This is a genomic window from Brevundimonas sp., from assembly GCF_051858995.1.
Classification (GTDB): domain Bacteria; phylum Pseudomonadota; class Alphaproteobacteria; order Caulobacterales; family Caulobacteraceae; genus Brevundimonas.
Genome location: NZ_JBHYGN010000007.1, coordinates 488332 through 509238, shown reverse-complemented (window position 1 = coordinate 509238; position 20907 = coordinate 488332). Strand labels below are relative to the sequence as shown.

Annotated in this window: 22 protein-coding genes and 1 pseudogene; 10 read left to right on the top strand and 13 right to left on the bottom strand. The window is 68.9% G+C overall.

The window, feature by feature from the left end:
- Positions 1–140: 140 nt before the first annotated feature.
- Positions 141–593 (top strand): annotated as a pseudogene (locus ACTIEF_RS07430) (c-type cytochrome); the annotation flags it as partial.
- Positions 594–612: 19 nt separating this feature from the next.
- Here the strand turns inward: ACTIEF_RS07430 and ACTIEF_RS07425 are convergent.
- Both ACTIEF_RS07425 and ACTIEF_RS07420 read right to left on the bottom strand, forming a co-directional pair.
- A complete protein-coding gene (locus ACTIEF_RS07425; RefSeq protein WP_439471475.1) occupies positions 613–1323 on the bottom strand; it encodes a cytochrome b in 711 nt (236 codons plus the stop codon).
- Positions 1320–1985 (bottom strand): cytochrome c oxidase assembly protein, encoded by a 666-nt coding sequence (locus ACTIEF_RS07420; RefSeq protein WP_439471474.1) that lies wholly within the window; start codon positions 1983–1985, stop codon positions 1320–1322. The genes ACTIEF_RS07425 and ACTIEF_RS07420 overlap by 4 nt, the downstream gene beginning before the upstream one ends.
- Positions 1986–2211: 226 nt before the next feature.
- Between ACTIEF_RS07420 and ACTIEF_RS07415 the strand changes: the two genes are divergently transcribed.
- From ACTIEF_RS07415 to ACTIEF_RS07395, 5 genes are all read left to right on the top strand, one after another.
- Positions 2212–2643, top strand: coding sequence for a DUF2231 domain-containing protein (locus ACTIEF_RS07415; RefSeq protein ID WP_439471473.1), 432 nt, complete (start codon positions 2212–2214; stop codon positions 2641–2643).
- On the top strand, positions 2640–3938 hold the full coding sequence (locus ACTIEF_RS07410) for a PQQ-dependent sugar dehydrogenase (RefSeq protein ID WP_439471472.1): 1299 nt from the start codon (positions 2640–2642) through the stop codon (positions 3936–3938). The genes ACTIEF_RS07415 and ACTIEF_RS07410 overlap by 4 nt, the downstream gene beginning before the upstream one ends.
- 2 nt (positions 3939–3940) lie before the next feature.
- The gene (locus tag ACTIEF_RS07405; protein ID WP_439471471.1) at positions 3941–4759 is read left to right on the top strand and encodes a TIGR02587 family membrane protein; all 819 of its coding nucleotides are present in this window, start codon (positions 3941–3943) and stop codon (positions 4757–4759) included.
- A gap of 2 nt (positions 4760–4761) precedes the next feature.
- The gene (locus tag ACTIEF_RS07400) at positions 4762–5154 is read left to right on the top strand and encodes a hypothetical protein (RefSeq protein ID WP_439471470.1); all 393 of its coding nucleotides are present in this window, start codon (positions 4762–4764) and stop codon (positions 5152–5154) included.
- 330 nt (positions 5155–5484) lie between these two features.
- Positions 5485–5757 (top strand): NADAR domain-containing protein, encoded by a 273-nt coding sequence (locus ACTIEF_RS07395; protein WP_439471469.1) that lies wholly within the window; start codon positions 5485–5487, stop codon positions 5755–5757.
- Here the strand turns inward: ACTIEF_RS07395 and ACTIEF_RS07390 are convergent.
- Complete coding sequence (locus ACTIEF_RS07390; RefSeq protein ID WP_439471468.1) at positions 5754–6356, bottom strand: sensor histidine kinase; 603 nt, start codon at positions 6354–6356, stop codon at positions 5754–5756. The genes ACTIEF_RS07395 and ACTIEF_RS07390 overlap by 4 nt on opposite strands.
- 131 nt (positions 6357–6487) lie before the next feature.
- On the opposite strand from ACTIEF_RS07390, the gene ACTIEF_RS07385 reads away from it, so the two are divergent.
- A complete protein-coding gene (locus tag ACTIEF_RS07385) occupies positions 6488–6943 on the top strand; it encodes a response regulator (protein ID WP_439471467.1) in 456 nt (151 codons plus the stop codon).
- Positions 6944–6990: 47 nt separating this feature from the next.
- Here ACTIEF_RS07385 and ACTIEF_RS07380 read toward each other — a convergent pair whose 3' ends face one another.
- From ACTIEF_RS07380 to ACTIEF_RS07370, 3 genes are all read right to left on the bottom strand, one after another.
- Positions 6991–8346 carry a hypothetical protein gene (locus tag ACTIEF_RS07380; RefSeq protein WP_439471466.1) on the bottom strand — a complete coding sequence of 452 codons (1356 nt, stop codon included), beginning with the start codon at positions 8344–8346 and terminating at the stop codon, positions 6991–6993.
- Positions 8347–8412: 66 nt separating this feature from the next.
- Positions 8413–8739: a hypothetical protein gene (locus ACTIEF_RS07375; RefSeq protein WP_439471465.1), complete on the bottom strand. Its 327-nt coding sequence runs from the start codon at positions 8737–8739 to the stop codon at positions 8413–8415.
- 40 nt (positions 8740–8779) lie between these two features.
- Positions 8780–9325 carry a GNAT family N-acetyltransferase gene (locus tag ACTIEF_RS07370; protein WP_439471464.1) on the bottom strand — a complete coding sequence of 182 codons (546 nt, stop codon included), beginning with the start codon at positions 9323–9325 and terminating at the stop codon, positions 8780–8782.
- Positions 9326–9400: 75 nt separating this feature from the next.
- On the opposite strand from ACTIEF_RS07370, the gene ACTIEF_RS07365 reads away from it, so the two are divergent.
- Positions 9401–9868 carry a DUF1036 domain-containing protein gene (locus tag ACTIEF_RS07365; RefSeq protein ID WP_439471463.1) on the top strand — a complete coding sequence of 156 codons (468 nt, stop codon included), beginning with the start codon at positions 9401–9403 and terminating at the stop codon, positions 9866–9868.
- Positions 9869–9875: 7 nt separating this feature from the next.
- Here the strand turns inward: ACTIEF_RS07365 and ACTIEF_RS07360 are convergent, their stop codons facing one another.
- A complete protein-coding gene (locus ACTIEF_RS07360) occupies positions 9876–12062 on the bottom strand; it encodes a S9 family peptidase (RefSeq protein ID WP_439471462.1) in 2187 nt (728 codons plus the stop codon).
- 86 nt (positions 12063–12148) lie between these two features.
- On the opposite strand from ACTIEF_RS07360, the gene ACTIEF_RS07355 reads away from it, so the two are divergent.
- Positions 12149–12967, top strand: coding sequence for a trypsin-like serine peptidase (locus ACTIEF_RS07355; RefSeq protein WP_439471461.1), 819 nt, complete (start codon positions 12149–12151; stop codon positions 12965–12967).
- 238 nt (positions 12968–13205) lie between these two features.
- On the opposite strand, the gene ACTIEF_RS07350 is transcribed toward ACTIEF_RS07355, so the two are convergent.
- Both ACTIEF_RS07350 and ACTIEF_RS07345 read right to left on the bottom strand, forming a co-directional pair.
- Positions 13206–13916, bottom strand: coding sequence for a hypothetical protein (locus ACTIEF_RS07350; RefSeq protein WP_439471460.1), 711 nt, complete (start codon positions 13914–13916; stop codon positions 13206–13208).
- Between the two features lie 207 nt (positions 13917–14123).
- Positions 14124–15908, bottom strand: a complete 1785-nt coding sequence (locus ACTIEF_RS07345; protein WP_439471459.1) for an acyl-CoA dehydrogenase — start codon at positions 15906–15908, stop codon at positions 14124–14126.
- A 204-nt stretch (positions 15909–16112) separates the two neighbouring features.
- Between ACTIEF_RS07345 and ACTIEF_RS07340 the strand changes: the two genes are divergently transcribed.
- Positions 16113–17060, top strand: coding sequence for an L-threonylcarbamoyladenylate synthase (locus ACTIEF_RS07340; RefSeq protein ID WP_439471458.1), 948 nt, complete (start codon positions 16113–16115; stop codon positions 17058–17060).
- 174 nt (positions 17061–17234) lie between these two features.
- Here the strand turns inward: ACTIEF_RS07340 and ACTIEF_RS07335 are convergent, their stop codons facing one another.
- The 4 genes from ACTIEF_RS07335 to ACTIEF_RS07320 form a co-directional block, all read right to left on the bottom strand.
- Positions 17235–18275, bottom strand: a complete 1041-nt coding sequence (locus ACTIEF_RS07335; RefSeq protein ID WP_439471512.1) for a patatin-like phospholipase family protein — start codon at positions 18273–18275, stop codon at positions 17235–17237.
- Positions 18276–18294: 19 nt separating this feature from the next.
- Positions 18295–19143 carry a 3-hydroxybutyrate dehydrogenase gene (locus tag ACTIEF_RS07330; protein ID WP_439471457.1) on the bottom strand — a complete coding sequence of 283 codons (849 nt, stop codon included), beginning with the start codon at positions 19141–19143 and terminating at the stop codon, positions 18295–18297.
- A 65-nt stretch (positions 19144–19208) separates the two neighbouring features.
- Positions 19209–19979: a peroxide stress protein YaaA gene (gene yaaA, locus ACTIEF_RS07325; RefSeq protein ID WP_439471456.1), complete on the bottom strand. Its 771-nt coding sequence runs from the start codon at positions 19977–19979 to the stop codon at positions 19209–19211.
- Between the two features lie 54 nt (positions 19980–20033).
- On the bottom strand, positions 20034–20873 hold the full coding sequence (locus ACTIEF_RS07320) for an NAD(P)H-hydrate dehydratase (RefSeq protein WP_439471455.1): 840 nt from the start codon (positions 20871–20873) through the stop codon (positions 20034–20036).
- Between the last annotated feature and the right edge of the window lie 34 nt (positions 20874–20907).

Genomic DNA, 20907 nt, shown 5'->3' with positions numbered 1-20907 from the left:
CGAGCGGAACCGTGCGGGCAGGCCGGTGTTCGGTTCGGGTGCGCTTCGCCTCGCTGATCCTGCTGTTGCCGCTCGCGGCCTGCGCGCCTCCCTCTAACGAGACGGGGGCGGCTTTCACCGAGACCGGCCAGATCATCGCCATGGGCGGCGGGGAGGGCGGGCCGGCCAACGCCTGCTTCAGCTGTCATGGTCTGGACGGCGCGGGCGACGGCGTCAGCGTACCGCGACTGGCCGGTCTGGACGCCGGCTATCTGCAGAAGCAGATGGAGGACTATGCCGGAAACGTTCGTCAGGACGGGGTGATGAAACAGGTCGCCCGCTGGCTGGACGCCGGCGACCGGCGCGCGGTGGCGCAGTTCTACGCGGCCATGCCGCCTCCGGCGCGGCGTGGTCCTGCGGGACCGGCGCCTGCGATCTATCTGCAAGGCGACGTCAGTCGCGGGGTGCCCTCCTGCGCCGCCTGCCATGGCGCGGACGGGCAAGGCGTAGGCTTCGGCAACCCGGCGATCTCGGCCCAGCCCGCCGCCTATACGGTCGATCAGCTGCATCGGTGGAAGGAGCGGAGGCGGCGCAACGACCCCCGCGGGGTGATGACCGAGGCGGTCAAAAACCTCACGAACGCCGAGATAGCCCAAATCGCCGCCTGGCTAGAGCGCGCACCCGCTGCTCCACCGCCCGATAGCGACGTTGCCAGTGCGTCCGCCGCCGCTTCGGCTGCGGCACGACCGGAAGCATCCCGTGGAGTACGTCGTCCCGGTCAATGATCTGATGCTTCAGCGCCGCGCCGATGTGCAGCGGGATGAGCAGCAGCAGGGTGATCACCAGCCCCCAGTGCATCCATTCGGTGACGGCCTCGATCCGCCAGCGGGTGACGTTGTCCAACTCTTGGAGGGGCATCAGCGGCCACGCGGTTAGACCCAGCAGGGTCAGGTCCTGCTCCCGCTCGGTCGCCGAGACCATGGCCCAGCCGCTCAGGGGCAGGCCGAACAGGCAGGTATAGAACAGATAGTGGGTCACGGTGGCGGCATTGGTCTCCCAGCCCGGCTTGTCGGCGTCATTGATCGGGCCGGGAGCCATCAGCCGCCACCCGCCGCGCCCCATGGCCAGCACTAGCATCAGCACCCCGATGGCGTAGTGCAGACTGTGCGCCGCGACCTTGTCGCCGCCGACCGGAAGCTGGCCCATCCACCAGCCCCAGAACAGCTGGAAGCTGACCAGCGCCGCCATGGTCCAGTGGAAGACGATGGCCACGGGCGAATAGCGCCCCTCGTCGTGGTGGCCCGCCGCCCACTCCAGCACATTGACGATCAGCCGATCGATCACGCGGACACGTCCGCGCGGACGACGGGACGGTCCGGCCCGATCCAGCGTCCGAGGAGGATCAGGGCCGCCGCGAGGTACAGCGCCGCCGCCGGCGCCCACATGATCAGTCCCGCCGTCTGCTGGTCCGCCAGTGGCGTGCGACCCCAAGCCTGCGTCGTCATCAGGTGGGGCGCGTAGAGCGCCTGATCGGCGAAGGTCAGCAGGGCGCCCAGCAGGCCCATGGCGACCATGGCGACCAGCAGATGACCGACCGCCGATGGCGCCGAGGCCCGCCGTACACCCATCCAGAACCACACCGACGACCCCAGGAGGCTGGCCTGCATCAGCCAGTAGACCGCATCGCTGGACAGGGCGGCGCCATAGGCGACGGGTGCATGCCAGCCCCAGAGGATCACGGCCTGCGCCGCCGTCGCCAAGGTCAACGCGCCCGGGCGGCGGGACGGTATCGTCCAGGCGATCAAGGGAGCCGCGACGGCCACCAGCAGGACGTGATGGACCGTCCGGATGGAGAACAGGGCCGAGCTGATCGCACAGAGGGGAGAGACAAAGACCACGGCCAGCACGGCGGTCGCGGTCAAGCCCAGCGCCCGCTCACGACCCCGGCAATGCCAGAGAACGACCAGTCCCATGACGACCAGTCCCGCGAGCAGCACCGGATCCATATTCCAGCGCCAGTCCCCCGGCGTCGGCGCGGGGCCACAGTAGGGTAACCATGTCGGGGCCCCTTCAGCCGTGTTCAGTGATCCAATGATGGCAGTGTCCCCGTTCAGCGTCAGCGTTGAGAAGGGACGGACCGGCCTGGGGTTCCCCGACCCGTCCCGCATTGTGGCAACGAAACGGCGTCCGGCGAGTTGGCCTATCCACTGGCTGAACAGGACCCACCCCCGCATGCCCCTGACCGGACCGGCCGCACGGCCGCTGCAGATCACCCGCTCCATATTGCTCGGATTCCCGGCAGCCCTGTTTTTCGGAGGGATGATCAGCGACATCGCCTATCTGCGAACAGCAGTGATCCAGTGGACGAATTTCTCGGCGTGGCTGATCGCGGGGGCGGAGGTCTTCACCGGTATTCTGCTGGCAGGGTCCGCAGTCAGTCTGGTCCTGCAATGGCGGACGCCGGAGCGGACGTCGGCGCTGGTTCTGGCCGGTGTACTCGCGATCACCTTCATCATCGGCTTCCTGAACTCGCTGCAGCACAGCCGCGACGGCTGGAGTTCGGTGGGCGCGCCGGGGCTGGTGATGTCCATCGTCGCCACGCTGCTGGCCCTGATCGCCGCCTGGGTCGGAACCTCGCAAGCCATCCGGGAGGGAGGCCGATGATGCGCCGTCTGCTCGCCACCTCGGCCCTGAGCCTCGCGGTCGCCGTGGCCGCCTGCGGGCGCCCGGCCGAAGACCTCGACCAGACTGGTCCCAATCCGCAACTGCCGGATCGGAACGAGACCCTGATCCCGCCCATGAGGATCGCCTCGCCGACGGGCTGGGAGGGCCAGCTGCCTACCGTGCCACAGGGCTTCACCATCACGGCCATGGCGACCGATCTGAAGATCCCGCGCCAGATGCTGGTTCTGCCCAATGGCGATATTCTCGTCGCCGAGGGTTCGGGCGGTAACGCGCCCAAGCTGCGGCCCAAGGATGTGATCGCCGGGGTCATCAAGGCCGGAGGCAAGTCGAAGGTAGAGGGCGGCAATCGCATCACCCTGCTCAGGGACGCTGACGGCGACGGTACGCCCGAGCTGCGCACAGTCTTCATCGAAAACCTGGATGCGCCCTACGGCCTCGCCTTCGTGGACGGCAATCTGTACGTCGCCAACCAGGACGCCCTGTTGCGCTTCCCCTACCAGGAGGGACAGACCCGGATCGCCACGCCGGGCGAGGTTCTGACGCGCCTGCCCGCCGAGGTAAACCACCATTGGACCAAGTCCCTGACCGCCAGCGCCGACGGCTCGAAGCTTTATGTGGGCATCGGCTCGAACAGCAACGTCGGCGAACGGGGCATGTCGGTCGAGGAGGAGCGGGCGGTGGTCTGGGAGATCGACCGTCGGACCGGAGCGCGCCGCACGATCGCGACGGGCATCCGCAATCCGACGGCTCTGGCCATCGAGCCGACCTCCAGTCAGCTATGGGCCGTCGTCAATGAGCGCGACGAACTCGGACCCGAGCTGGTGCCCGATTATCTGACCTCGGTTCGCGACGGCGCCTTCTACGGCTGGCCCTACAGCTACTGGGGCCGGAATGTCGATCCACGCGTGCGTCCGGCGCGGCCCGATCTGGTCGCACGCGCCATCGCGCCGGACTATGCACTGGGCTCCCACGTGGCGGCGCTGGGGCTGAGTTTCGCGACAAACGGCGGGTTCGGAGGCCGCTTCAGCCAAGGCGCCTTCATCGGCGAGCACGGCAGTTGGAACCGTCAGGATTTGTCCGGCTACAAGGTCAGCTGGGTCGCCTTCAGCAACGGACGACCGGTGGGCCGGCCGGTCGACTTTGTCACGGGCTTCCTTGCCGACGGCAAGGCGCGGGGGCGCCCGGTGGGCGTGACCTTCGATCCGCAACGCCGGATTCTTCTGATCGCCGATGACCTGTCCAACACCGTGTGGCGGGTCGCCCCGTCAGGTTGATGATGGCGACGGCGACAGGATCGGGGAGCACCCGCTACCTCAACGATCTCGGTCGCGCGTTCGGCGGGGCCCTGCTGTTCAGCATCCCTCTTTTGATGACCATGGAGATGTGGCTGCAGGGCGTCTCCATGGACCGATGGCGGCTGCTGGTCTTCATTGTCGCCGGCCTGCCCCTGTTGTTCGGCCTGGCGCATTACGCCGGGTTCTCGCGACAGCGCGGGCTGGTGAACGACGGTCTGGACACGGCGGTCGCCCTGGCCGTCGGGTTCATCACCGCCGCTGCACTGCTGAGCCTGTTCGGGGTCGCGCGCTGGGACGCCGTGCCCCAGGGGGCGGTGGGCATGGTGATGCTGCAGGCGATCCCGGGGGCAATGGGCGCCCTGTTGGCGCGCCGCCAACTCGCGGGAACGGGAAGTGGCGAAACGGATGAAGAGGAGGCGTCCTATGTGGGCGAGCTCTTTCTCATGGCCGCCGGCGCCCTGTTTCTCGGTCTCAATGTCGCGCCGACCGAGGAGATGGTCCTGATCGCCTACAAGGCGACGCCGCTGCATGCGCTCGGCTTGATCGCGCTGTCGATTGTCCTGCTCCACCTCATCGTGTTTCGCGCGGGCTTCGCCGGGCAGGAGGAGGCGGATCACCCGGTGAGGGCGTTCTTCCACTTCACCCTTCCGGGCTACGCCATCGCCCTGGCGGTCAGTCTGTTCATTCTGTTCGTGTTCGGTCGGGTTGACGGTCATTGGCTCCCCGGCGTGGTCCAGAATGTCATCGTCCTGGGCTTCCCCGCCGCCATCGGCGCGGCGGCGGCCCGCCTTCTGGTGTGATCATGGCCCCCCATTCAACCCGCAAGACAGCCGTCCAATCTTCTGATCGCCCGCTTCTGCAGTGGGTCATGGCGGGGCTGGGCGCTTTCGTGACCCTCGGCGTCATCGCGGTCGTCCTGTGGGAGGCCCTGCAGCCCGCCAGCCCGCCGGAGCTTCACGCCCGGATTGTTGATATCACCCCGGTGGCGACCGGCTTCAGGGCGGAGGTCGAGATCTTCAACGAGGGGGCCGATACGGCGGCGTCGGTGGATGTCGTGGGCCGACTGGCCGCCGGAGCGCCGTCGACCGCGACCGTGGACTATGTGCCGGGCAGGGGGCGCGCGACCGCCTGGCTGCAGTTTGACCGCGATCCCCGGTCGGCCTCGGTCTCGGTGGCCGGCTGGTCCGAGCCCTGACCCGCTGAACGGACGCCTTCTGGCGCGCGTTGATCAATCAAGTCCCCCCGGAACCCTTTATTTCCCCCTACACCCTCTACTACTGGTCGGCGCCGTTCCGGGGAGAGTTCGTCCGCGCCGTCCTTGCCTTCGCGGACAAGGATTGGGATGAGGCGGGCGACGATCGGATATCCGCCCTCATGGAAGGACCGGTTGGAACAATGCCAATCCCCTTCATGGGACCGCCGGTGCTGGTGGACGAGACGGCGAGTTTCGCCCTGTCCCAGATGCGGGCGATCATCCTCTATCTGGGCGATACGCTCGGGCTTCTGCCACCGACGGCTGCGGGATGTGGGCTGGCGATTCGCGGCCGATGCCTGGGATCCCCAGGCCCGCGAGATCGTCTTTCGCGGCAACCTTGCCAAGTTCGGCCAGGCGGAGAACCTGCGGACATATCTGCTGGCTACGGGTGACCTGACCCTGGTCGAGCGCGCGCACTATGATCCGGTCTGGGGCGTGGGGCTGGCCTGGGACGATCCACAAATCGTCGATCCCGCCAACCGGCAGGGGATCAACTGGCTGGGCGAGGCCCTTATGCGGGTCAGGACGACGTTGACGGCCTAATGCGCCAGCGCGGCTTCCAGCGGGAGGCGGATGCGGACGCCGACGCCGGCGTCGGGGGCAGTCTCGATGCTCATGGAGCCGCCGAGGTGATCGACCAGGCCTTGGACCAGCGACAGGCCTTCGCCGGGCTCGATGGCGTCAGCGCCGATGCCTGAGTCGCGGACGACCAGGCTCACCCCGCCCACCGCGCGCGAGAAGGCGACGGCGATGGAGCCGCGGCGGTCGCCGGGGAAGGCGTGGCGGAGGGCGTTGGAGATCAGCTCATGGGTGATGATGGCCATGGGCAAGAGATGGCTGTCGGGCAGGAGGGTGGCCTGACCGCGCACGTCGATGCGCACGGCCCGGCCCTCGCAGGCGCGGCTCCAGAAGGCGGCGACGTCGTCGAGGTAGCCAGCGAAATCCAGCGGGCCGTCGTTGGTCATACGCCGGCTGATCAGCTCCATCGCCGCGGTGACGTCGCTGAGCCAGGTCAGGTGGCGAACGCTCTCGGGATCCGTGACGCTGCGCAGGCGAATCCCCACCAGGGTCTGGAGGAGCTGATATCCGCCGAGCATCCGCTTCTGAAGCTCGACGATCCGGTCTTCCGCTGCCGCGGCCATCGTTCCCCCAACGATTGAAAATGCCGGGAATTCTTACTCCACACTGAACCAAATAGCCAATGGAGCGTTGGAGTGTCCGCTGGCGGACATTGGTAGTGTAAATGCGTCTGGTTAGCGTTGGGGGAAGTGGCTTGTCCGACCTGCCTGACCTTCGGGTCATGATCGTAGAAGACCAGGCTTTACTGGCGATGGAGCTGGAGCTCGTGCTGGGCGAATCCGGCTGCGACGTCATCGGCTGCGCCATGGACAAGGCGGGCGCCTTCGCCATCGCCGAGCGCGAGCGGCCCGACCTGGCGCTGATCGACGTCAACCTGCTGGACGGGATGACCGGTCCGCAGATCGCACAGCGAATTGTCGGCGAGTACGGCGCCGCCGTGGTCTTCCTGACCGCCAATCCCGAACAGATTCCCGACGGCTTCGCCGGCGCCCTGGGCGCGGTGTCCAAGCCGTTCGACGAGCAGACTATCCGGGCGGTGGTCGGCTTCGCCCGCCAGTTCATCCTGCACCGCACGGTCGGCGAGACCCCGCGCCGGTTCCGACTGGCCCCGTGGCTGACGACGCCGCCGGACGACATCGCGCCGCATTGAGCTCAGCCTCTCCCTCCCCCGGACGGGGAGGGAGAAGGCCTTGAGCGCTACTGCACCTTCATACGCATGAAGAGCATGCCGCCGTCCGGATCGCCGCCGTAGAGGGGCTCGAGCGGGCCGGGGACCTGGTTCACCGTATAGAGGGCGCCCAGGCCGAAGCGGACGTTGTCTGACAGCCGCCAGTCGTGGACCGCGCCGACCGAGGCCTTGGCGACGGTGTGGAGATCGCCGTGACCGCCGCCGACGCCGGGGACCAGTTCGTCGGTCTCGATCCGCTCGGCGCGGGCGAAGACGGTCCAGCGGTCGTCGGGGCTGATCGCGCCCTCCAGCATCCAGCCGTCCTTGCTCTCGTCGTGGTCGTTGATCTTGCGACCCCAGGCGAGGGTCGTGGACCACCAGCCTTCCGCGCCGAGGCGGCGGGTATGGATGGCGCTGGCCGAGAGCTTGCGGTCGTTCTCTTCCGGCTCGAGCTGTTCCGGCCCTGTGACGTCGGCGTAGGAGGCCTGCAGCGACCAGTTGTCGGTCGGGTTCCAGGTCCCGCGCACCGCCCAGCTGTCGAACTCCGGCGGGTCGAAGTCGTAGCGGTTCTGGTCCGGCTCGCGCCCGGTGAAGGAGGAGGCTTCCAGCTTCACCCGGTCGTGGACCCAGCCGAGGGTGGCGACGCCGAAGACGATGTGGGTCGAGTCCAGCCAGTGGTGGGTGATCGGCGCCTCGGGGCTGTCCATGGCGCTCATGCGGTGCATGAAAGCGGGCGGGCCGAAGGCGGGTTCGCCCGGATAGCCGATGTAGGCGAAGACCGTGTCCTTGTCGGTCAGCGGCTTGGCGTAGCTGGCCGAGAGCTCCATCACCAGCTCGTGCGGGTGCTGGCGGTCGACCAGAGGCGTGACCCCGTCGGCGGTCTCGCCGGCGGCGAGGAGCAGGGGGAAGCCTTCCTTGCCCATGAAGGGGTCGGGGCTGACCATGGCTCGCAGGTTGAGGGTCGAGCCGTCGATGAAGTCGCGCCGGGCCGAGCCCATGATCATGCCGCTGACGAAGGTCTTCGAGTCGCCGCGCGGGCCGTTCTGGCGGTCGTAGACCAGGTTCAGCTGGGCATGGCCCATGAAGCTCCAGTCGCCCGAGCCCCAGTGGACGCCGCCGTGCCGGGCGGCGTCGGGCTGCCAGGCCGTGCCGGAGGCTTCGCGGGTCATGGGCCACGGACCGAGGGTTCCGGTCATGACGTGGCCCAGGGCCGAGTGATCCATCCCGGACATGTCGTGCCCGGCGTGGGGATCGGCTGGGGGCGGCGTCTGGGGCCGGGCCTGGGCTGGGACCGGGGCGGACTGATGGTCGTGCTGCTGGGCGGCGGCCGGGAGGGCGAGCGCGAGCAGGGATGCGCCGGCGAGGGGCGCGAGGATGCGGGCCATGGTTGGCTCCTTGAATGCGTGTCTGATCGGGCGCCGGGAGATCGGCGCGTGCAAGGTCTTGCGGGATCAGGCGCGCGGAGGGCCGTGGTCGGGGGCGGGGCCGCGGCCGGTCAGGCGGGCGGCGGGCAGGGGATGGTGGTCGCCGGCGGCGGTCGGCGCCGAGGAAGGCTGGACCGGCGGGACGGCGGGCGCGGCCACGCACATGACGCAGCAGGCCATGACCTTGAGCGCCTTGGTCGGTCCCTGTTGCTGGGCCGGGGCGTCGCCGTGGTGCATCTGGCCGGAGGTTTCATGGCAGGGCGGACCCGCCGGGCCCGCCGAAGCGGGCAGGGCGCCGAGCAGCAGCACCGCGAGGGCGCCGCACAGCATCAGCACTGTCCGCAGGATCACCATACGGCAGACCTAGGCGCTTGAGGGACGGTCCGCAACGGCGTCACAGCCGCAGGCCGTCGCGTTCGGGCGGGCGACCGTCCGGGGTCAGGTCGAGTTGCATGAGGACGACGTCAATCCAGCGTTCGAACTTCCAGCCGGTCTCGCGCCAGACCCCGGCCTCGCGGAAGCCGGTGGCCTTGTGCAGGGCGATGGAGCCCGCATTGGCGCTGTCGCCGATGACGCCGATGAGATGACGCAGGCCCATGGCGCGGGCGCGAGCAATCAGGGCCTCCATGAGGGCGCGGCCGACGCCCCGGCCCCGGGCCTCGGGCGCGATATAGACCGACAGCTCGACACAGTAGCGGTAGGCCGGGCGCAGGCGGAACGGGGCGAGGTAGGCGTAGCCGACGACCTGTCCGTCGATTTCGGCGGTCAGCCACGGCAGGTCCAGCGCCAGCACCGCCTGCAGGCGCGAGGCCATCTCCGCCTCGTCCGGCGGATCGAGCTCGAAGGTCGCCGTGCCGTGAAGGACCTCGTCCGCATAGATGGCGGTGATGGCGGGCAGGTCCTCGGGGCGGGTGTCGCGCAGGGAAGTTATTGTTTTCATCGTCAGTCTTGATCAGTGACGGAACGTGGTTCTCTTTGTTAGCGTCGGCTGACAGTCGCGAAGGGGGAGCCCGTCATGAAAGCCATCCATCTCATTCTCGCCGCCGCGATGGCGGCGACGGCGCCGTCCATCGCCTCGGCCCAGTCCAAGCCCGGCCAGGTCTACAAGCCCGGCGAGAGCGGCGGTCGCCCGACCATCGACCTGAAGGTGTGCAACCGCAGCGGCCGCTCGGCGACCGTGGCCGTCTCCTATGTCCAGGTCGGCGAGACCCGGTTCATGAACCGGGGCTGGTACGACGTCGCCGACGGCGCCTGCCGCGATCTGGTCACCACCGACAACGCCAACTTCTACTTCTACGCCGACGCCACCGACGGGTCGGGCCGCAACTGGCAGGGCAGTCATACCCTGTGCGTCGAGTACCCGGGCCCGTACACCTTCTATTCGACCGGCTCGTCCACCTGCGGCAGCCACCAGGAACTGAGGAGTTTCAGCGCCTTCCACGCCGAGTCCCCCGGGGTCTGGACCTGGAGCCTGGATCCGTAGGACCCGGTCAGGCCTGCTCCCACCCCTTCTGGATCGACCAGATGGCGAAGGCGTAGACCACGGCGATGTCCTTCAGATAGTCGAACCGGCCCGACGAGCTGAAGTGACCGGCGGTCATGTTGATCTTGAGCAGGACCGGCTTGCCCGAGGTGGTGGCCGGTCGCAGCTTGGCGACCCACTTTTCCGGCTCCCAGTAGGTGACGCGCGGGTCCGACAGGCCGCCGGTGGCCAGCACCGCCGGATAGGCCTTGGGCTCGACCTGATCGTAGGGGCTGTAGCTCATCATGTAGTCGTAGGCGGCCGGATCGGTGATCGGGTCGCCCCACTCAGGCCATTCGCCGGGTGTCAGCGGCAGGCTGACATCGGACATGGTGTTGATCACGTCCACGAAGGGCACGTCGCCGATGACCCCGGCCCAGAGGTCCGGGCGCATGTTGTTGATCGCGCCCATCAGCAGGCCGCCGGCCGAGCCGCCGTGGGTGACGATGTTGCCCGCGCGGGCGTAGTTCTTCTCGATAAGGTGTTCGGCGGCGGCGATGAAGTCGGTGAAGGTGTTCTTCTTCGTCATCCGGCGCGCGGCCAGGAACCAGCCCCAGCCCTTGTCCGAACCGCCGCGAATGTGGGCGATGGCGTAGATGAAGCCGCGATCCACCAGCGACAGGCGGTTGGTGTTGAAGCCCGCGCCCATCGGAATGCCATAGGAGCCGTAGCCGTACAGCAGGACCGGCGCCGAGCCGTCCACCGGAGTCGACTTGCGGCGCAGGATGGTGACGGGAACCAGCGCGCCGTCGCTGGCCGGAGCGTTCAGCCGCTCGACCACATAGTCGTCGATGTTGTGGCCGGACGGGACCTCCTGCGTCTTGCGCAGGGTCCGCTCGCGGGTGGCCATGTTGTAGTCGAACACCTGCGCCGGGGTGGAGGGCGAGGTGTAGGCATACCGCGTCATCGGCGAGTCGTATTCATAGGTCCCCTGCAGGCCCAGCACATAGGCGGGCTCATCGACCGCGATGGCGTGCTCTTCGCCCGCGCGGGTGCGGATGACGATGCGGGTGTTGGCGTCGAAACGCTCGACCCGGGCCAGGTGGCCGGAATAGGGGAGGATGCTCTCGATCAGGCGGCCTTCGGTGAAGGGCACCAGATCGGTCCAGTTGGCGCGGCCCGGCGCGTCGGTCGGGGCGGTGACGATCTTGAAGTCCACGGCGCCGTCCGCGTCGGTGCGGATGACCCAGCGGTCGCCCCAGTGGTCGGCGTCATAGCGCACGGCCTCGCGGCGGGGCTCTATGACCGTGGGCGTGGCTTCGGGCTGGTCAGCGGGCACATAGCGCCATTCCGACTGCTCACCGTTGGCCGAGGTGATGAGGATGAATTTGTCGTCCGAGCTGAGGTCCAGCCCCATGTACATGCCGTCGTCCGGCTCCTCGTAGACGGTGGTGATCTCCCCGCCGCGGGTCGGGCGTTTCAGGACCTTGTCAGACCGGCCGTTGTCGTCGCGGTTGATCCAGAAGACCCACTGACCGTCGGCCGAGAAGGTGGCGCCGCCCATGGCGCTTTCAATCGGGTCGCCGAGGAACTGGCCCGACGCGATGTCCTTGATGAAGATGCGGTAGACCTCGGAGCCCTGGGCGTCCTCGGAATAGGCGAACAGCGCATGGTCGCGGCTGTGTTCGGTCTCGCCGACCGAGGAGTAGGCCTTGCCCTCGGCGAGGGCGTTGGCGTCGAGCAGGACAACCTCGCCGGTCGTTTGACCCCTGGGGCGGCGGCAGTAGAGCGGGTGCTGTTGGCCGGTCTCGAAGCGGGTGTAATACTCCCACGGGCCGTCGGGCAGCGGAACGGAGCTGTCATCCTCCTTGATGCGGCCCTTCATCTCCTCGAACAGCTCCAGCTGGAGCGGCTCGGTGGAGGCCATCATCGCCTCGCGATAGGCGTTCTCGGCGTTCAGGTGATCCTTCACATCGGCCTTGATGATCGACGGATCGCGCAGGACCTGCTGCCAGTTGTCGTCCTTCATCCACTGATAGTCGTCGGTCCGGGTGCGGCCGAGCTGTTCGATGGTGACGGGGATCTTCTTGGCGACGGGCGGGACAGGCGCGTTGGGCATCGAGGCTCCGGAGGAGGTTTTGGCGTTCGCCAGGGTGGGGAGGGCGCTCGCGGCGAGAGCGGCGGAGGCGGTGGTCAGCAGGTCGCGGCGATTCATGGCAGACTCCCCGAAATGATGGCGGACCTTGTGCGCCCCGGCCCCGCGCCGTCAAATGAACAAACGTCCCAGACTGAAGAGCCCCCATGTTTGACCTTCAGGTCCCGCCCGAAGCTCCCGCCCCGCCGCCGGTGGCCGAGGTGGTGCAGGCCGCGCCCGCCTGGGACCTGACGGTCAGCCTGATCCGGGCGACGGTGCAGCTGGACCAGCCGATCAACGAGACCGAGCGCAAGGTCGGCACGGCCTTCCTGATCGACGCCCCGACCCCGGACGGACATCCCCGCACGGTGCTGGTCACCGCCGCCCATGTGCTGAACGGCATGCCGTCGTCCGAGGCGCGGATCGGCTGGCGCGTGGAGACCACGGACGGCGGCTGGCGGTTCGCGCCGCGCCCGCTGCGCATCCGCGAGGATGACGGCGACCCTCTGTGGACCAAACACCCCGAGCGGGACATCGCGGTGATGGCCGTGACCGCCCCGCCGGAGTTCGCCGAGGCCGCCATCCCGCTGGGCTGGCTGGCCAACTCCTATGCGCTGGACGCCTGGGAGGTGGGGCCGGGCGATGAACTGATGACCCTGGGCTATCCGCACGGCTATTCGGCCAATACGGCGGGGTTCCCGATCCTGAGGACCGGTCGGGTGGCATCCTGGCCGCTGACCCCGATCCGGGCCTTTCCGACCTTCCTGCTGGATTTCGCGGTCTTCCCCGGCAACTCGGGCGGGCCGGTGTTCTGGACCCCGGCGGCGCGCAAGCTGCCCGGCACGGTGGAGCCGGAGCATCCCTTCATCGCCGGGGTGCTGGTGCAGGAGATGCGCGTCGGCGGCGAGACGGTCGGGATCGGGATCGTGGCCCATGCGGAATATGTGCGCGAGGCGATCGCGCTGATGGATGCGGTGGAGCCGTAGCTCACCGTTCACCTCTCCGTTCGCGAAGGCGAATGGAGAGGACAGATCGACGCGTGAGCGTCGATCAGGAGAGGGTGGCTCCGTCGAGGCCGGAGGAACCTCGAACACCGGTGTCGGCGGCCACTCCCTGACCACCTGCGCCGCCCCCTCCTGATTGCTGCGCGATCTGTCCTCCCCATCGCCTTGATGGGGCGATGGGGAGGTGAGCCGTGCGCAATTTTCGGGCCGTCGAGGTCCTTCATCGTCGGACTTCCCCCTCTCGCTGATGCCAGCGGCGGTAGGTGAAGAGGGGGCTGGCGTCGGGGAGCGGGGGCGGGACGTAAAGTGGGTGTGAAGGGTGTAATCCGGGTAAGGTCGGCGTGCTCGGAGGCTTGGGTTCCGCGGGGACGACACGCGCGGCCTCGCGGGCGGCGATGGCGGCTTCGCGGGCGTCCAGATCGTCGCGGACGGTCTGGTGATAGTCGGAGATGGTCTCGCGCACGCCCCGCATGGCGCTGACGGCGCCTTTCAGCTGCATGCGGCGCTCGATCTCGGCGGCGCGGACCTCGAGCCGGGAGCGGACCTCGCGGTCGCGCAGGGCCAGGTTCATGATCCGGCCCCACTTCAGCGCCTCCTCGATGCGGCCCTGTTTCACCGCGTGGGTGACGCGCGCCGAGGCGATGCGGAAGGTCTCTTCCATGTCGGGAAGGGGCAGGTCCTCGGTGGCGACCTGTTCGTGCGGCTGGGGATCAGGCTGGTCGCAGCGCCGCCATTTGTGCTTCCGGGAGCGGGCGCGGAAGGTGTTGAGGTTCAGGTGGAAGCGTTCGCAGACGGTCTCTGCGGCCTCGCCCGCGAGATAGGCCTCGCGGGCGGCGTCCCACGTGGGGTCGGAGCGGTGCATGTGTCCCTGGGTCATGGGGACAGCGTAGAACGTCGATACGTCAGGATTGGTCGTATGGGGCTCGCTCACCTCTCCGTTCGCCGTCAAGCGAATGGAGAGGACAGATCGGCGCGTCAGCGTCGATCAGGTGAGGCGGCTCCGTCGGGGCCGGAGGTGGCGCGGACACAGGTGTTCGAGGGCCAACGGCAGGCGCCTGCGCCGCCCCCTCCTGATCGCTGGCGCGATCTGTCCTCCCCATCGCCTTGAAGGGGCGATGGGGAGGTGAGCGTTCGAGCCTCAGCCCGCCAGCACGTCCACGCTCATCCGCTCCAGCAGGGCGCCGCCCTGACCGACCGCAGCGAGGCGGCTGGAGACGTGGCCGAGGACGTTGGCGGCGTAGATTTCGTAGAGCGCGATCTTGCCCTCCAGCCAGACCGTGTCGCCCTCGCCGGTGTCGAGCTGGGCCTTGGCGGCCAGCGCGCCCTTGGCCAGCATCCAGCCGCCGGTGACGTCGCCCAGCAGCTTCAGATAGGCGTCGGCGGCGGTCAGGACGTCGGCGGCGCGGGCGGGGTCCTGCTTGGCGTCGAGAATCCACAGGGTGGCGTCCTCGACCGCCTCGATGGCGTTGGCGAAACGCTCGACCGGCTTGCCGGTGTAGAGCTTGCCCAGCGCGGTCAGGGTGGTCTTGAAGTCGGCGATCAGGGCCTTGGCCGAGGCGCCGCCGTCCTGCGACAGCTTGCGGCCGACCAGGTCCATGGCCTGGATGCCGTTGGTGCCCTCGTAGATCGGGGTGATGCGGGCGTCGCGGTAGTATTGGGCCGCGCCGGTCTCCTCGATGAAGCCCATGCCGCCGTGGACCTGAACGCCCTGCGAGGCGACCTCGCAGCCGACGTCGGTGGACCAGGCCTTGGCGATGGGGGTGAACAGGTCCTCGCGGCCCTTCCACTGGCGGCGCTCGTCCTCGGTGGCGGCGTGGCGGGCCAGGTCGGCGGCGACGCCGGTCGACAGGCAGATGGCGCGGGCGGCGGCGATCTTGGCCTTCATCACCGACAGGGTGCGGCGCACGTCGGGGTGGTCGACGATGGGGCTGTTGGCGACGCCGGTCCAGACGCTGCGGCCCTGCTTGCGCTCCTGGGCGTAGGCGAGGGCGTGCTGGTAGGCGCGCTCGGCGATGCCGACGCCCTCGACGCCGACGGCGAGGCGGGCGGCGTTCATCATGACGAACATATGGGCGAGGCCCTGATTGGGCTGGCCGACCAGTTCGGCGGTGGCGTCCTCATAGGCCATGACGCAGGTCGGCGAGCCGTGGATGCCCAGCTTGTGCTCGACGCTGACGGGATAGAAGCTGTTGCGTTCGCCCAGCGAGCCGTCGGCGTTTACGTGATACTTGGACGCCAGGAACAGGCTGATGCCCTTCGGTCCCGGCGGGGAGTCGGGCAGGCGGGCGAGGACCAGATGGACGATGTTGTCCGTCGCGTCGTGGTCGCCCCAGGTGATGAAGATCTTCTGGCCCGACAGCTTGTAGGTCCCGTCGCCTTTGGGGACGGCGGTGGCGGTCAGGGCGCCGAGGTCCGAACCCGCGCCCGGCTCGGTCAGGACCATGGCCCCGGTCCATTCGCCGGAGACCAGTTTGGTAAGGTATTTGCTCTGTTGCTCCGGCGTGCCGACGGCCTCCAGCGCCTCGATGGAGGCCAGCGACAGCATGGGGCAGAGGCCGAAGGCCATGTTGGCGGCGTGTACGGTCTCATAGGCCGCCAGCTCCAGCGCCTTGGGCAGCTGCTGGCCGCCCGAATGCGTCTGGGCGGTCAGGCTGGTCCAGCCGCCGGCGGCGAACTGGCGATAGGCGTCCGAGAAGCCGGGTGCGGGGGTGACGTTGCCGTCCTTGCAGACCGAGCCCTTCTGGTCGCCGACGCGGTTGAGCGGGGCGAGCACCTCTTCGGAGAACTGGCCCGCGGCCTCGAGCACGGCGCCCATCAGGTCGGCGTCATAGTCGGGGAAGGCGCCGGTGGCGGCGACCTGGTCAATGCCGGCGACGGCTTGCAGGGCGAAGGCGAGATCGCGGATCGGGGCGCGGTAGGTCATCGGAGGTCCGGGCGGCTGGCGTACGATACGAGTGGTTCTGGCCCCGGCGACGGCCTCTGTGCAAGAGGCCGGGACTCAGGGCGGGGACACTGTGGCGGTGTGCCGCGACGGAAGGGAAGGGCGGCGCCGTTCAGGTCCAAGGGTTGCGCTTCCGGTGTCCGGAGGCGCACATGGCCGCGACTTCAGTATGAGGGTTTCAGGCGCGTGGACGGATCGGACGGCAGGACGGATCGGGAGAAGGGCGCCGAGGAAGCCGCCGCCCGGGCGCTGGCGGACGGCAAGCTGATCCTGCTGCCTACCGAGACGGTCTATGGGCTGGGCGCCGACGCCTCGAACGCCAAGGCCGTGGCGGCGATCTTCGAAGCCAAGGGAAGGCCGCGCTTCAACCCTCTGATTTCACATGTGTCCGATGCGGCGGCGGCTGAGCGGATCGCCCTGTTCGACGACAACGCCCGCAAGTTGGCCGAGGCCTTCTGGCCGGGGCCGCTAACGATCGTCGCGCCGGTGCGGGACCGCGAGGCGGTCTGCGATCTGGCGCGGGCCGGGCTGGACAGCGTGGCCGTGCGCGTACCGGGCCATGCGAAGGCGCGGGCGGTGCTGGCCCTGTTCGGCGGGGCGGTGGTGGCGCCGTCGGCCAATCGCTCGGGACGGCCCAGCCCGACCACCTTCCAGGACGCCATGGACGAGACCGGCTTCGCCGCCGCCGAGGGCGTGGACGGCGGCCCGTGCGCCGTGGGGGTGGAGAGCACGGTCGTCTCGGTGCTGGACGGCAGGGTCAGCCTGCTGCGCCCCGGCTCAGTGACGCGCGCGGAGCTGGAGGCCGTGGTGGGGCCGCTCCATGCGGGCGGCGAGGGGCATCGCTCGCCCGGTCGGCTGACGCTGCACTATGCGCCGGACGCGCCGGTGAGGATCAATGTGACGACCCTGCACAAGGGCGAACTGCTGCTGGGTTTCGGCCCCGGCGTGGGCGACGCCCGCTGGAGCCTGAGCCCGACCGGCGACCTGCGCGAGGCGGCGGCGAACCTGTTCCGGCGGCTGAGGGAGGCGGACCGGGAGAAGCCGGCGGGCATCGCGGTGTCCCCGATCCCGAAGACCGGGCTGGGCGAGGCGATCAACGACCGGCTGAGCCGGGCGGCGGGGCATATCGGGTAACTGGCCATCGTCCTCCCAGTCCCTCACGCTTTCGAGGGATCGCTCCGGATGAAGGACCGGCAACTGTAGGCGCCCTCCCGGCGGGCGTGATCGATGATATGGATCCGGCGAACCAGCGAGGCGCCGGTGAAGTAGGTGCAACTGAGGCGCACCGCGGGATGACGATAGCGGGGGTTAGAGGAACCGCGCCTTCACATCGACGCTGGACCGCTCGCCGACCGCGTCGAAACACTGCGACAGCCAGTCCTCGGCGGCTTCGCGTCCATAGCCTTTCAGGCGGTTGAGGAAGGTCCACTCCGTATCGAATTTCGAGCCCAGCGAGAGGTCGCCGAGCCAGCGGTCGCTTTCGATGGCGTGCATGCGGATGGCCTGGACGCGGTGGCGGCCGCCCGCCTTCAGCTGGCCGTCGGCGATCAGGGACTGGAGCAGGGCGAAGGCGCGCAGTTCGGAGACGAGCGGGGCGTTGAAGACGATCTCGTTCAGCCGATCCATGATCTCGCCCGCGGCATGGGGCGTCTCGTCCCGGACGAAGGGGTTGAGCGGCAGGATCAGGATGTCGTCGGGCGTGTCGGGATGGATCAGGGGCCAGAGCGCCGGATTGGCCAGATAGCCGCCGTCCCAGTACGGCTCGCCCTCGATCTCGACCGCTTGGAAGAGGTGCGGCAGGCAGGAGGAGGCCAGCAGGACGTCCGGGGTGATCTCGGGCGTGCGGAAGACGTGGGCGCGGCCCTGTTTCACCGCCGTGGCCGAGACGAAGAAGCGGATGCCTGAGGCGCGGACGGCGTCGAAATCGACGGCGTTGTCGAGCACCCGCTTCAGCGGATTCAGGTTGAAGGGATTGAACTGATAGGGGCTCATCGACAGGGCGAGGTTCTCGCCCGTGCGCCAGAGGCCGGTGTCCTTCAGCCAGCCGGGCGTCAGGGCCTGGCTCCAGATCGCGCTGTCGCCGAAGACGTTGCGGCCGCCGGACTGGTTGACCTCCCGCCAGAGCTTGTCGAGCTGGGCGCGGGCGGCGTCGGGGCCGCCGGCCTCAAGGCCCGAGATCAGGGCGGCGCCGTTCATGGCCCCGGCCGAGGCGGCGGTGACGGCGCGGACGTCGAGGCGGCCGTCCTCAAGCAGGCGGTCGAGCACGCCCCACTGGAAGGCGCCGTGGGCGCCGCCGCCCTGCAGGGCGAGGCAGATGGTCGGGCGGGAGGCGGGCTCTCGTGGGGTCAGGGCCGGCCTCCTTCGGGCGCTATTGGGCGGTCCAGCCGCCGTCGATGGAGAAGCTGGCCCCGTTGGCCGAGGCGCCCAGGTCACTAACCAGATAGAGGAACATGCCGGCCAACTGGTCCGTGGTGACGAACTTCTTGGTCGGCTGGGAGCCGAGGATGACATCCTTCAGCACCTGCTCCTTGGACATGCCGCGGGTGCGGGCCTGGTCGTCGATCTGCTTGGAGACGATGGGGGTTTCGACGAAGCCGGGGCAGATCGCGTTGCAGGTGATGTTGTCCTGCGCCAGCTCCAGCGCGACGGTCTTGGTGAAGCCGATGACGCCGTGCTTGGCGGCGACATAGGCCGACTTGAACGGGCTGGCGACCAGACCGTGGGCCGAGGCGATGTTGACGATCCGGCCGCGACCCTGGGCCTTCATGATCGGGATCGCCGCCCGCGTCGCATAGAAGGTCGACGACAGGTTGATGGCGATGATCTGCTCCCACTTGTCGGCGGGGAATTTCTCGACGGCCTCGACGTGCTGGATGCCGGCGTTGTTGACCAGAATGTCGACGCGGCCGAGGTCGTGCCTGGCGAAGGCGACCATGTCGGCCACTTCGTCGCCGCGTGTCATGTTGGCGGCGTGGTAGCGGACGCGGACGCCGCAGGAGGCCTCCATCTCGGCGCGGGTGCGTTCGATCTCGGCGGGGTCGCCCAGACCGTTCAGGACCACATCGCCCCCCCGGCTGGCCACGGCGCGCGCGAGCGCCAGACCGATGCCCGAGGTCGAGCCCGAGATCACCGCGACCTGACCCTTCAGATCGCCGATGTCGCGGAAGGGTTCGCCCTCTTTCGAGGCCGTCTCACCGCGCTTGGGCCACTGGAACATGCTGTTTCCCCTTGGAAGGTCTTTGCGACTCTACCCGCGGTCTTACGACATGGCGACAGGGGGGCTCAAGTATTTCCCGATCTGGTGAATATCCACTCGGTCTCCGTCGAGGCGGCGGCGTCGAAACGGTAGCCGTCGCGGTCGAAGCTCTTGAGGTCTTCGGCCGACTCGATGCGTTCGTCGATGGCGTAGCGGGCCATGGTCCCGCGGGCGCGCTTGGCGAAGAAGGAGATGATGCGGCGGTCGCCGTCCTTGTCCTCGTAGAAGTTCGGCGTGACGACCGGCAGCTTTAGCGCGCGGGCGTCGACGGCGCCGAAATATTCCTGGCTGGCCAGGTTCACGAGGGTGGGGTCGTCCTGCCCGTCGGCGTCGGCGTTCAGGCATTTCGAAATGCGGTCGCCCCAGAAGTCGTACAGGCTGGACCCGCGCCGGGTCTTCAGCCGCGTGCCCATCTCCAGACGATAGGGCTGGATGCGGTCCAGCGGGCGCAGCAGGCCGTAGAGGCCCGACAGGATGCGCAGGTGCGACTGGGCGTAGTCCAGACCGGCGGCGTCCAGCGTGCGGGCCTGAAGCCCCTCATAGACATCACCGGCGAAGGCGAAGGCGGCCTGCACCCCGTCCAGCGAGTCGGGCTGGAAGGCCTGGAAGCGCTCGCGGTTCAGGCGGGCCAGATCGTCCGAAATGCTCATCAGGCTGCGCAACTCGGCCACGGTGCGGGCCCGCGCGGTCTTCGACAGGGAGGCGGTGTCCTCCAGGAAGCGGCGCTCCGAGGCGGGCAGGGCCGGGTCGGCTTCGGTGAAGTCCAGCCGCTTGGCCGGGGAGAGGACGATCAACATGGCGCCCTGTTAGGCCCGTTCGGTGACGATTTGAACCGGGCGCGGGGTCGCGGCTCAGCTGCGCTGTGCATACAGGGCTGACAGGACGGCGGGCAGTTGCTCGGGCAGGTCCTCGGCGATCAGGCCGGGGCCGAACAGGCGGGCGGCCTCGGCGTGCATCCAGACGGCGGCGCGGGCGGCGTCGAAACTGTTCATCCGCTGGGCGATCAGGCCGCCGATCATGCCCGCCAGCACGTCGCCGCTGCCGGCGGTGGCCAGCCAGGGCACGCCGTTGTCGTTGGTCGCCAGCCGACCGTCCGGGGCGGCGATGAGGGTGGCGGGCCCCTTGAGCACAACGACGGCGCCCGCCCGTTTCGCGGCCGCACGCGCGGCGGCTTCGCGCCCCTTGTCGAGCAGGCCGGGGAAGAGGCGTTTGAACTCGCCCTCATGCGGGGTCAGGACGTCGTCGCGGTCCAGCAAGCCGAACAGCTCCTCCGGCCAGGGCTCGAACACGGTCAGGCCGTCGGCGTCGACGATCAGGGCCGCGCCGGTCTCGGCCAGGGCCCGGACGTTGGCGGAGGTGGCGTCATTGACCCCGGCGGCGGGGCCGATGACCACGGCGTCCATGCCCTGGGCCAGCGCTTTGAGCGCCTCGTCGGAGGTGAAGGCGGTCAGCATGACCGCCTCGATGGCCGGGGCGATGACCGAGGCGGCGTCGGGCGGGCAGAGGATTCGCACCACGCCCGCCCCGATGCGCAGACCGGCCCGGGCGGCCAGCCGCGCGGCCCCGGTCTGGGTGGCCCGACCGGAGACGACGCCGAGCCGTCCGCGCGCGTGTTTGTGGGCCTCGACACCCGGCCAGGGCAGGGTGGGACGCCAGTCGGGCAGCGCGGCGGCGGACTGGGGTGTGGTCACTTCGGCTCTCCTCCGTTCACGGACGGCGACACCG

Excerpts from the sequence above, each read along its gene's own strand:
- ACTIEF_RS07420 (WP_439471474.1), bottom strand. The coding sequence starts at position 1,985 with ATGGATCCGGTGCTGCTCGCGGGACTGGTCGTCATGGGACTGGTCGTT.
- ACTIEF_RS07415 (WP_439471473.1), top strand. The coding sequence starts at position 2,212 with ATGCCCCTGACCGGACCGGCCGCACGGCCGCTGCAGATCACCCGCTCC.
- ACTIEF_RS07410 (WP_439471472.1), top strand. The coding sequence starts at position 2,640 with ATGATGCGCCGTCTGCTCGCCACCTCGGCCCTGAGCCTCGCGGTCGCC.
- ACTIEF_RS07405 (WP_439471471.1), top strand. The coding sequence starts at position 3,941 with ATGGCGACGGCGACAGGATCGGGGAGCACCCGCTACCTCAACGATCTC.
- ACTIEF_RS07400 (WP_439471470.1), top strand. The coding sequence starts at position 4,762 with ATGGCCCCCCATTCAACCCGCAAGACAGCCGTCCAATCTTCTGATCGC.
- ACTIEF_RS07390 (WP_439471468.1), bottom strand. The coding sequence starts at position 6,356 with ATGGCCGCGGCAGCGGAAGACCGGATCGTCGAGCTTCAGAAGCGGATG.
- ACTIEF_RS07380 (WP_439471466.1), bottom strand. The coding sequence starts at position 8,346 with ATGGCCCGCATCCTCGCGCCCCTCGCCGGCGCATCCCTGCTCGCGCTC.
- ACTIEF_RS07375 (WP_439471465.1), bottom strand. The coding sequence starts at position 8,739 with ATGGTGATCCTGCGGACAGTGCTGATGCTGTGCGGCGCCCTCGCGGTG.
- ACTIEF_RS07370 (WP_439471464.1), bottom strand. The coding sequence starts at position 9,325 with ATGAAAACAATAACTTCCCTGCGCGACACCCGCCCCGAGGACCTGCCC.
- ACTIEF_RS07365 (WP_439471463.1), top strand. The coding sequence starts at position 9,401 with ATGAAAGCCATCCATCTCATTCTCGCCGCCGCGATGGCGGCGACGGCG.
- ACTIEF_RS07360 (WP_439471462.1), bottom strand. The coding sequence starts at position 12,062 with ATGAATCGCCGCGACCTGCTGACCACCGCCTCCGCCGCTCTCGCCGCG.
- ACTIEF_RS07355 (WP_439471461.1), top strand. The coding sequence starts at position 12,149 with ATGTTTGACCTTCAGGTCCCGCCCGAAGCTCCCGCCCCGCCGCCGGTG.
- ACTIEF_RS07345 (WP_439471459.1), bottom strand. The coding sequence starts at position 15,908 with ATGACCTACCGCGCCCCGATCCGCGATCTCGCCTTCGCCCTGCAAGCC.
- ACTIEF_RS07330 (WP_439471457.1), bottom strand. The coding sequence starts at position 19,143 with ATGTTCCAGTGGCCCAAGCGCGGTGAGACGGCCTCGAAAGAGGGCGAA.
- yaaA (WP_439471456.1), bottom strand. The coding sequence starts at position 19,979 with ATGTTGATCGTCCTCTCCCCGGCCAAGCGGCTGGACTTCACCGAAGCC.